General features: G+C 60.5%; 11 protein-coding genes. 7 read left to right on the top strand and 4 right to left on the bottom strand.

Annotated features, from left to right (window positions below):
* Both leuC and VJV58_RS04020 read left to right on the top strand, forming a co-directional pair.
* Positions 1–1,135: 3-isopropylmalate dehydratase large subunit (gene leuC, locus VJV58_RS04025; RefSeq protein ID WP_324136056.1), on the top strand; the 1,135-nt coding region annotated here is incomplete at its 5' end.
* 158 nt (positions 1,136–1,293) lie between these two features.
* On the top strand, positions 1,294–1,497 hold the full coding sequence (locus tag VJV58_RS04020; RefSeq protein WP_324136055.1) for a hypothetical protein: 204 nt from the start codon (positions 1,294–1,296) through the stop codon (positions 1,495–1,497).
* A gap of 139 nt (positions 1,498–1,636) precedes the next feature.
* Here VJV58_RS04020 and VJV58_RS04015 read toward each other — a convergent pair whose 3' ends face one another.
* Positions 1,637–2,263, bottom strand: a complete 627-nt coding sequence (locus VJV58_RS04015; RefSeq protein ID WP_324136054.1) for a hypothetical protein — start codon at positions 2,261–2,263, stop codon at positions 1,637–1,639.
* Positions 2,264–2,696: 433 nt separating this feature from the next.
* Between VJV58_RS04015 and VJV58_RS04010 the strand changes: the two genes are divergently transcribed.
* The gene (locus VJV58_RS04010; RefSeq protein ID WP_324136053.1) at positions 2,697–2,870 is read left to right on the top strand and encodes a hypothetical protein; all 174 of its coding nucleotides are present in this window, start codon (positions 2,697–2,699) and stop codon (positions 2,868–2,870) included.
* On the opposite strand, the gene VJV58_RS04005 is transcribed toward VJV58_RS04010, so the two are convergent.
* A complete protein-coding gene (locus VJV58_RS04005) occupies positions 2,867–3,199 on the bottom strand; it encodes a hypothetical protein (protein WP_324136052.1) in 333 nt (110 codons plus the stop codon). The two genes, VJV58_RS04010 and VJV58_RS04005, sit on opposite strands and share 4 nt — an antisense overlap.
* Positions 3,200–3,386: 187 nt before the next feature.
* Here VJV58_RS04005 and VJV58_RS04000 point away from each other — a divergent pair, with 187 nt between their 5' ends.
* From VJV58_RS04000 to VJV58_RS03990, 3 genes are all read left to right on the top strand, one after another.
* Complete coding sequence (locus VJV58_RS04000; protein WP_324136051.1) at positions 3,387–3,785, top strand: metallopeptidase family protein; 399 nt, start codon at positions 3,387–3,389, stop codon at positions 3,783–3,785.
* Positions 3,786–3,909: 124 nt separating this feature from the next.
* Positions 3,910–4,515: a 3-isopropylmalate dehydratase small subunit gene (gene leuD / locus VJV58_RS03995; protein ID WP_324136050.1), complete on the top strand. Its 606-nt coding sequence runs from the start codon at positions 3,910–3,912 to the stop codon at positions 4,513–4,515.
* Positions 4,516–4,555: 40 nt separating this feature from the next.
* Positions 4,556–5,347, top strand: coding sequence for a hypothetical protein (locus tag VJV58_RS03990; protein ID WP_324136049.1), 792 nt, complete (start codon positions 4,556–4,558; stop codon positions 5,345–5,347).
* Positions 5,348–5,375: 28 nt separating this feature from the next.
* Here VJV58_RS03990 and VJV58_RS03985 read toward each other — a convergent pair whose 3' ends face one another.
* Positions 5,376–6,254, bottom strand: a complete 879-nt coding sequence (locus VJV58_RS03985; RefSeq protein ID WP_324136048.1) for a CoA ester lyase — start codon at positions 6,252–6,254, stop codon at positions 5,376–5,378.
* Between the two features lie 97 nt (positions 6,255–6,351).
* Between VJV58_RS03985 and VJV58_RS03980 the strand changes: the two genes are divergently transcribed.
* Positions 6,352–7,047 carry a carbonic anhydrase gene (locus tag VJV58_RS03980; protein ID WP_324136047.1) on the top strand — a complete coding sequence of 232 codons (696 nt, stop codon included), beginning with the start codon at positions 6,352–6,354 and terminating at the stop codon, positions 7,045–7,047.
* A 3-nt stretch (positions 7,048–7,050) separates the two neighbouring features.
* Here the strand turns inward: VJV58_RS03980 and VJV58_RS03975 are convergent.
* Positions 7,051–7,517, bottom strand: a 467-nt coding sequence (locus tag VJV58_RS03975; protein WP_324136046.1) for a TIGR00645 family protein, incomplete at its 5' end; no start/stop codon positions are given.

Below are 7,517 nucleotides of genomic sequence, written 5' to 3'. Positions count from 1 at the left end.
TGCCAGGGAATTCGGCATCGAATACTACAACGAGTTCGACAAACGCCAAGGCATTGTCCACGTGATCGGTCCGGAGCAAGGTTTCACGCTGCCGGGCACGACCATCGTCTGTGGCGACAGCCACACCTCGACCCACGGCGCTTTCGGGGCGCTGGCACACGGCATCGGCACCTCGGAGGTCGAGCACGTGCTGGCGACGCAAACGCTGATTCAGAAAAAAGCCAGGAACATGCGCGCCATCGTCGACGGCAAATTGCCCGAAGGCGTGACCGGCAAGGACATCATTCTCGCGATCATCGGCGAGATCGGCACCGCCGGCGGCACGGGGTATGTGCTGGAATACGGTGGCGAGGCCATCCGTGCTCTTTCGATGGAAGGCCGCATGACGGTCTGCAACATGTCGATCGAGGGTGGCGCACGCGCCGGTCTGGTCGCACCTGACGAAAAGGCCTTTGAATTTCTAAAGGGCCGCCCGAAGGCGCCAAAGGGCGCAGCCTGGGACGCCGCGATGCGCTACTGGGAAAATTTAAGGAGCGACGACGACGCGCATTTCGATCACGAAATCCGGCTGGATGCCGCAAAGCTGCCGCCGATCGTGACCTGGGGCACCTCGCCCGAAGACGTTGTTTCGATATCGGGGATGGTGCCCGATCCCGAGCAGATTGCCGATGAAGCCAAGCGACTGTCAAAATATCGCGCGCTCAAGTACATGGGCCTGAAGCCCGGCACCCGGATCACCGATATCAAGCTCGATCGCGTCTTCATCGGCTCCTGCACCAACGGACGCATTGAGGATTTGCGCTCGGCCGCCAAAATCGCCGAAGGCAAGACCGTCAATGGCAATGTGAACGCCATGGTCGTGCCTGGCTCGGGTATTGTGAAGCAGCAGGCAGAAGCCGAAGGGCTGGACAAGATCTTCATCAAGGCCGGCTTTGACTGGCGCGAGCCGGGCTGTTCGATGTGCCTCGCCATGAATCCGGACAAGCTGAACCCGGAGGAGCGATGCGCTTCGACATCGAACCGCAACTTTGAAGGTCGCCAGGGCTTTAAGGGCCGAACGCATCTGGTCTCGCCGGCCATGGCGGCGGCGGCCGCGATTGCGGGACACTTCGTCGATATCAGGGACTGGCGCTAGGGCGATTTTACGCCAGGCTGATTTGGTTCATCGATCAAAGCCGCGAAGAGCGAAAAGCCCGGCAAGCTTCTATCAAGCTGGAGGCATTGTCGAAGCTTGTCGTTAACGTCTTGCGAGCAGACTCGATCCGCTAGAGTGGCGTTTCGAGGTGCCGAACAGTGGCCGAGAAATCTGAATTCGTCGATATGATCAGCGAGGCGACGCGCCAGACCAGGCGCCGCATCGTGCGGCGAGTGGTGGAGCCCGAGATCAAGGAGACATCGCGTCTCAGTCACTGGCCGCCGGACCGGTGGCAGCAGTGGCGCATCGAAACGCTTACGCCTTGGAAAATCAGGCCCTGGAAATTCAAGAGCTGGGGATGAAGTTCTTCTGACGCGTTTTCTTCACGCGAACCGGCATCCACTTCGCTCGAAAACGCTCCTGGACGGCCTCTCCCGAGCACAGAATGCAAGTCGGGCGCCTTGAGGCGCCCGAGTCATTTCAGCAAGCCCCGTTGGGCGCTCACCCGTAGAAGCGATGGTGGTGATGGTGCCAGCGATGGTGACGCCAATGATGGTGACGCCAGTGCCGGAAATGACAGATGCGGCGTGGACCGTAGTGGGTCCAGACGACCGGGCAGCGGCGGTAGGAGTAGTAATAGGGGTAATCGTCGTAATAGGGGTAGGCCGCTCCATAGAAGAACCGCCGATGAAAGTGATGCCGGTGATGGAATCCGACGCCGCCGCCATGGAAGGCCACGCCCCTGTGAAACGTGCCGCCTTGAAATGCAGCGCCACCACCGCTTCGACTACCGCTGGAGTGAAACGCGGCGCCGCCTGGTCCGATGCCGCCGCCATGGAATGCCGCGCCACCTCCATGGAAGCTCCCTCCGCCGCCATGACCGCCTCCGCCGCCACCGCCGTGACCACCACCTCCGCCTCCGCCGCCGCCACCATGACCGCCGCGCACTTCGATGATCGGCGCACTGGAAGCTGCGCTCGCGATCGGCGCGGCACCAGGATTGATCAGCGACAACGCGCGAGCGTGCTGACCTGATGCGGCAGACAAGGCCAGCATCGCAGCCGCCGCAAGTCCCGAACGCACTAGGCTGCGCACCGGGCCGCGCGCGGCAAGTGAAATGTTGATCATCGATGTGTCCTCCCTGAACACTTGCAACGAAGTAGCGCGCTTATGCAGTGGCCTGCCTTGGCAAACCGTTTGTGCTCGCTTCCAGGATCAAAAATAAAATGCACGACGTGAACGCGCTATGAATGCGCAGGCCGCAATGATGAACAACCGCCAATGTAGTGAAGGCGCACCCAACCGCTGAACGCAGCCGCGATCATTTCTGGATATGCGTGCGGACGAACAGATTGATGGCGCTGCTTGAAACAGTCAGCCGCTGTGCTTCGAGGCGGTCAAAAAAATTGGAGATGCTGCTAGCTGTTACCAGACCCACGGCCCAAAGCCGAACACGAAGGGAGCCGGCACGGAGTACGGGTGAGGCGTGTAATAGTGAGGCCGCTCGTAATATTCTGGCCGCAGGGGCCGATGGTCGAGACGATGAGAATGTGGATGCCGATTGGATGTGCGCGAACTGATCTCCGTCGCGCTTGAACTGGGCGATTCCGCCGCACTGCGCAAGGAGGCCGCAGGGGCTGGCCTGATCGCGCTCGGTGCAGACAACAGAAACGTAACAACCAGCAAGGCTCGGCCGAACCATACCCACATGAAAACCTCCGAGGCGCTGCGCTAGCCCGGACGCCAGAAGCAACTCATGCGTGGCACGATTACAGTCCCGCTCGGCCGGTACTCCTGGACATAGGTCGCGTTGCATTCGCGCACGGCGTTGCGGCCAGGATAATAGCGGGGGTAGACGCCTTCGAAACCTGGTTCGTAATACGGCTGGACACGAAGTCGTGTCGGCGGCCGTCGGAGATGGCGCTGGGCGGAAATATCGGTAGCAGACTGAGAGGCGTTGGCGGTTCGCGCGCCCTGCGGCAGGGTCTGCGCACCCACTTGAGCACTCGTCCACGGAGCCAGGCCCGCTAACGCGATCAATACCGCCGCCTTCGTGATCCGCATATCATGCCCGCTGTGAATCTATTCCCGGCCGCAAGGTCTCCGATTGCCGCGCGGAGGTCAACAGCGGCGCAGATTCGCGCACAATCCCCCTCCACGATCCGCTGAGCATCCGACTTTGCCGACGGATGGTGCGAATAAACTGCAGCGAAGCTGTGCAGGATCGCGGAACCCGCGCTAGATAGTCAATGTGTGGCGAACCGCAAAAGCCCCCTCGCTTGCCGAGATGGAGACCATGGCGCATGACGTATTCGGCCGGCTGCCGAAAACGTTTCGCGACCTCTGCGAGGGCGTGATCATCCGCGTCGACGATTTTCCCACTGACGAGGTGCTCGAGGAAATGGACGCGGCCAGCGAATTCGATCTGCTTGGCCTGTTTCAGGGCGTCGGCCTGCCATTTCGCAGCAATGATGACGTCGCAAGGCTGCCAAACATGATCTGGCTCTACCGTCGGCCGATCCTCGATTACTGGGCCGAGCACGATGAGGAGCTGGGCCATATCGTCCGCCACGTCCTGGTTCATGAGATCGGCCATCATTTCGGGCTTTCTGACGAGGACATGGAGGCGATCGAGGCCGGCGCCGAATGAGCGTGTGTCATTTCACGCGAGCCGGGATCAAATTATTAGTGAATTGCCCTTTAATGGCGGCGTCGTTCGCGATAAATCATGGGCCTGAAATGCCTTTCCTCAATTCCAACCGGAAGTGCGACCGATGGACAAGTTCACGACGCTCGAAGGCGTCGCCGCGCCGCTGAAGATCATCAATGTCGATACCGACATGGTCATTCCCAAGCAGTATCTGAAAACGATCAAGCGCACCGGTCTCGGCAAGGGCTTGTTCGCGGAACAGCGCTATAAGGATGACGGCAGCGAGAACCCCGACTTCATCCTCAACAAGCCGGCCTATCGCAACGCCAAGATCCTGGTCGCCGGCGACAATTTCGGCTGCGGCTCAAGTCGAGAACACGCCCCTTGGGCGCTGCTCGACTTCGGCATACGCTGCGTCATTTCGACCTCGTTCGGCGACATCTTTTACAATAATTGTTTCAAGAACGGGATTTTGCCGATCCGCGTCAGCCAGGACGACCTCGACAAACTGTTCGACGATGCCGATCGAGGCGCCAACGCGACGCTGACGATCGATCTCGCCAACCAGGAAATTCGCGGCCCCGACGGCGGCACCGTGAAGTTCGAGATCGATCCGTTCCGGAAGCATTGCCTCATGAACGGCCTCGACGATGTCGGGCTCACGATGGAGAAGAAGCCTGCGATCGACGCCTATGAGGCAAAGGCGAAGACCGAACGCGCCTGGGCCTGATCGCACCCGCGCCTCTTCAGATGCCCAGGAGGTGAGGTCGATGTTGGCCGACGTCGTCACCTTCTGGCATGGCTCCCTAGACGCGTTGCGATTGACCTGCCTGCGCTCGCAGGTCGCGGCCGGCCATAAGGTGACGCTCTATAGCTTCGATCCGATCGCCGGATTGCCGGATGGCGTTGGAAATGCCGAGGCCGAGGCGATCCTGCCCCACGCCTTCTCGGAAAAAATTCGACCGCCGCAGCCGGACGGCTCCTGGCGCGACTGGACGACGTTGCAGTTCAGCGATTTTTTTCGGATGCGCCTGATGGCCGAGAGCGCCGGGCTATGGCTTGATCCCGACGTGCTGCTGCTTAGGCCGGTCGAGATCAACCTGGCCAAGCCATATTTCGCCTGGGAACACCCGCGTCGGCTCGGCAATTCCGTACTTTATTTGCCGTCCCGAAATCCCATCGTGCTGGCGTTCGAGCGACTGATCGAGCAAGAGGAGCTGATTCCGGAGTGGCTAGGGCTACGGCATCGCCTGACATTCTTCCTGCGCCGGCTCCGCGGCGGCTCCAATCGCCTGTCCGACATTCGCGTTTCCCTTTTTGGTCCGGGAGCCTTGACGGCGCTTGCTTCCCGCACTGGGGAACTGCGGTTCGCATTGCCGCGGAAATCATTCTACGCAATTCACGCGGAGCCAAAGCGCTTCTTCGAGCGTTCGGATTTCTCAGCGCTGATTGGCGATCCCGCCGTCATAGGGCTGCACATCTCGCCCAAAGGTCGAGGTAATCAAGCTCCTCTTCCCGGCAGCCTCTATGCGTGGGCATCGGATCGTTTCGGGGCTTCCTGAACGCTGCTCATTCATTTCCTCACGTACATTATTTGCTCGCAGACCTGATGGCGTCGGCGATCGCAATCGTCCGCCTGGCCATGTCGGCGTGCAGCCGCTCCACCATTTGGCCGTCGAGCTGGATGGCGCCACGGGAGGAGTTTTCTGGGCGTTCGAAAGCTGCGATTATCCTGCGCGCCTGTGCTACTTCCTCCGACGGAGGCGTGAAGATGACATTGCATGCTTCAATCTGGCCCGGATGGATCAGCGTCTTGCCGTCGAAGCCAAGAGCGCGCGCCTGAGTGCATTCCTGTCCAAATCCATTGATGTTGCTGAAGTCGCTGTAGGGTCCATCCAGAATTTCGAGGCCGTAGGCGCGCGCCGCCAGGATGCAATGCGTAATGAGCGGCAGCATCGCCTCGCGGCCGGGCTGCATTCGCATCCGGGTCTCGCGGGAGATGTCGTTTGGTCCGAACACAAAGCCGGCAAGCCGCATCTCGGAATCGCGGGAGGCGGCGGCGAGTTCCTCGGCATGCAGCACCGCGCGCGCCGTCTCGATCATCGCCCAGACCCTGATCGATGCGTCGGCGTTGATATCGCTGAGCCGGTCGGCGATCGCGGTCAAATCCTTAACGCTGGAAACTTTCGGAACCAGAATGCCGTCGGGCCGGACCTTGCCGGCCATGGTGAAGTCGTCGATCCACCACGGCGAGTCCAGCGCGTTGACGCGGATTAGGACCTCGCGCTTGCCGAACCCGCCTGCGGCCACAGAGGCCGCGATCTGATCCCGGGCCATCGCCTTTGCTTCGGGCGCCACCGAATCCTCGAGGTCGAGGATAATGCCGTCGGCCGGCAGGTTTCGTGCTTTTTCCAGCGCCCGTGGATTCGAACCCGGCATGAACAACAGGCTTCGGCGCGGACGGATCATGAGGGACCTTCCTTTGGAACAAGTCCCCACGCGATAACATCTGTGGCTTTGGTTCGAAAGGCTTGTTCCGCATTGGGGCTTATGGTTATCCATTCGCATGCCAGCATTTCCAGCACGCCTGCTCGAGGGCTACCGTACGTTCGCTTCGCAACGGCTTCCGACCGAGCAGTCGCGCTATCGCCATCTCGCCGAACGCGGCCAATCGCCCGAAGTGATGGTGATCGGCTGTTGTGACTCCCGGGTGTCACCGGAGGTGATCTTCGATGCCGGGCCGGGCGAATTGTTCGTGGTGCGCAATGTCGCCAATCTGGTCCCCGTATATCAGCCCGATAGCGGCGCTCACGGCGTTTCGGCCGCGCTGGAATATGCGGTTTCGGTCCTGCGCGTGAAGCACATCGTGGTTCTCGGCCATGCGCAATGCGGCGGCATCCGCGCTTTCATCGATGATATCGAGCCACTGTCACCCGGCGATTTCATCGGCAAATGGATGGCGATGTTTATCAAACCGGGTGAGCAGGTGGAGCAACGCGAGCACGAGACGATGCAGGATTTCACCGTGCGTATCGAGAAAGCGGCCGTGTTCCGCAGCCTTGAAAACCTGATGACCTTTCCGTTCGTCCGCGCGGCGGTCGAGCGCGGCGAAATGAATCTGCACGGGGCTTATTTCGGCGTCGCGGAGGGCTCGCTTTTCGTACTCGATCCGGCGACGAAGGAATTTCGCAGCGTCCGCGATGCGGCAGAAAAAGCTGGTGCCGCGAATGGCCCGGAACAGGACCTGCCCGCTGAGCGCTAATACCTACTCGGTACCGCGATCACCCCATCGATCCGACAGCGCCAACAGCAGCGTCGAGATCACGAACACAAGATGAACGCCGACCAGCCATCCCATTTTTGACGGATCGAAAGCCGCATCGAGATTCATGAAGGCCTTCAGCACCTGGATGGCGGAAATGGCCACAATGGAGGCGAGCAGCTTTTGTTTGAGCCCGCTGAAATCGACCTTGGTCATCCAGGCCGGCCAGTCCGGATGACCGCCGGGATCGATCCGGGAGACAAAATTCTCGTAGCCGGAAAACACGACAATCAGAATGAGGTTTCCGGTCAGCGACGCGTCAATCAGGCTGAGCACGCCGAGGATGATGTCGGCCTCCTTGGCGCCGGGCGCATGCAGGATGAACTCCCACAGCATCATGAAAAATTTCAGCAACAGCACTGCCAGGCTGATGACGAGACCGAGATAGAACGGCGCCATCAGCCAGCGGC

This window comes from Bradyrhizobium sp., from assembly GCF_035273305.1.
GTDB lineage: Bacteria > Pseudomonadota > Alphaproteobacteria > Rhizobiales > Xanthobacteraceae > Bradyrhizobium.
This window is presented reverse-complemented; position numbering and strand designations above follow the sequence as displayed.

Coding starts and splice junctions, on each gene's coding strand:
- leuD (WP_324136050.1), top strand. CDS start 3,910: ATGGACAAGTTCACGACGCTCGAAGGCGTCGCCGCGCCGCTGAAGATC.
- VJV58_RS04015 (WP_324136054.1), bottom strand. CDS start 2,263: ATGATCAACATTTCACTTGCCGCGCGCGGCCCGGTGCGCAGCCTAGTG.
- VJV58_RS04005 (WP_324136052.1), bottom strand. CDS start 3,199: ATGCGGATCACGAAGGCGGCGGTATTGATCGCGTTAGCGGGCCTGGCT.
- VJV58_RS03990 (WP_324136049.1), top strand. CDS start 4,556: ATGTTGGCCGACGTCGTCACCTTCTGGCATGGCTCCCTAGACGCGTTG.
- VJV58_RS03985 (WP_324136048.1), bottom strand. CDS start 6,254: ATGATCCGTCCGCGCCGAAGCCTGTTGTTCATGCCGGGTTCGAATCCA.
- VJV58_RS03980 (WP_324136047.1), top strand. CDS start 6,352: ATGCCAGCATTTCCAGCACGCCTGCTCGAGGGCTACCGTACGTTCGCT.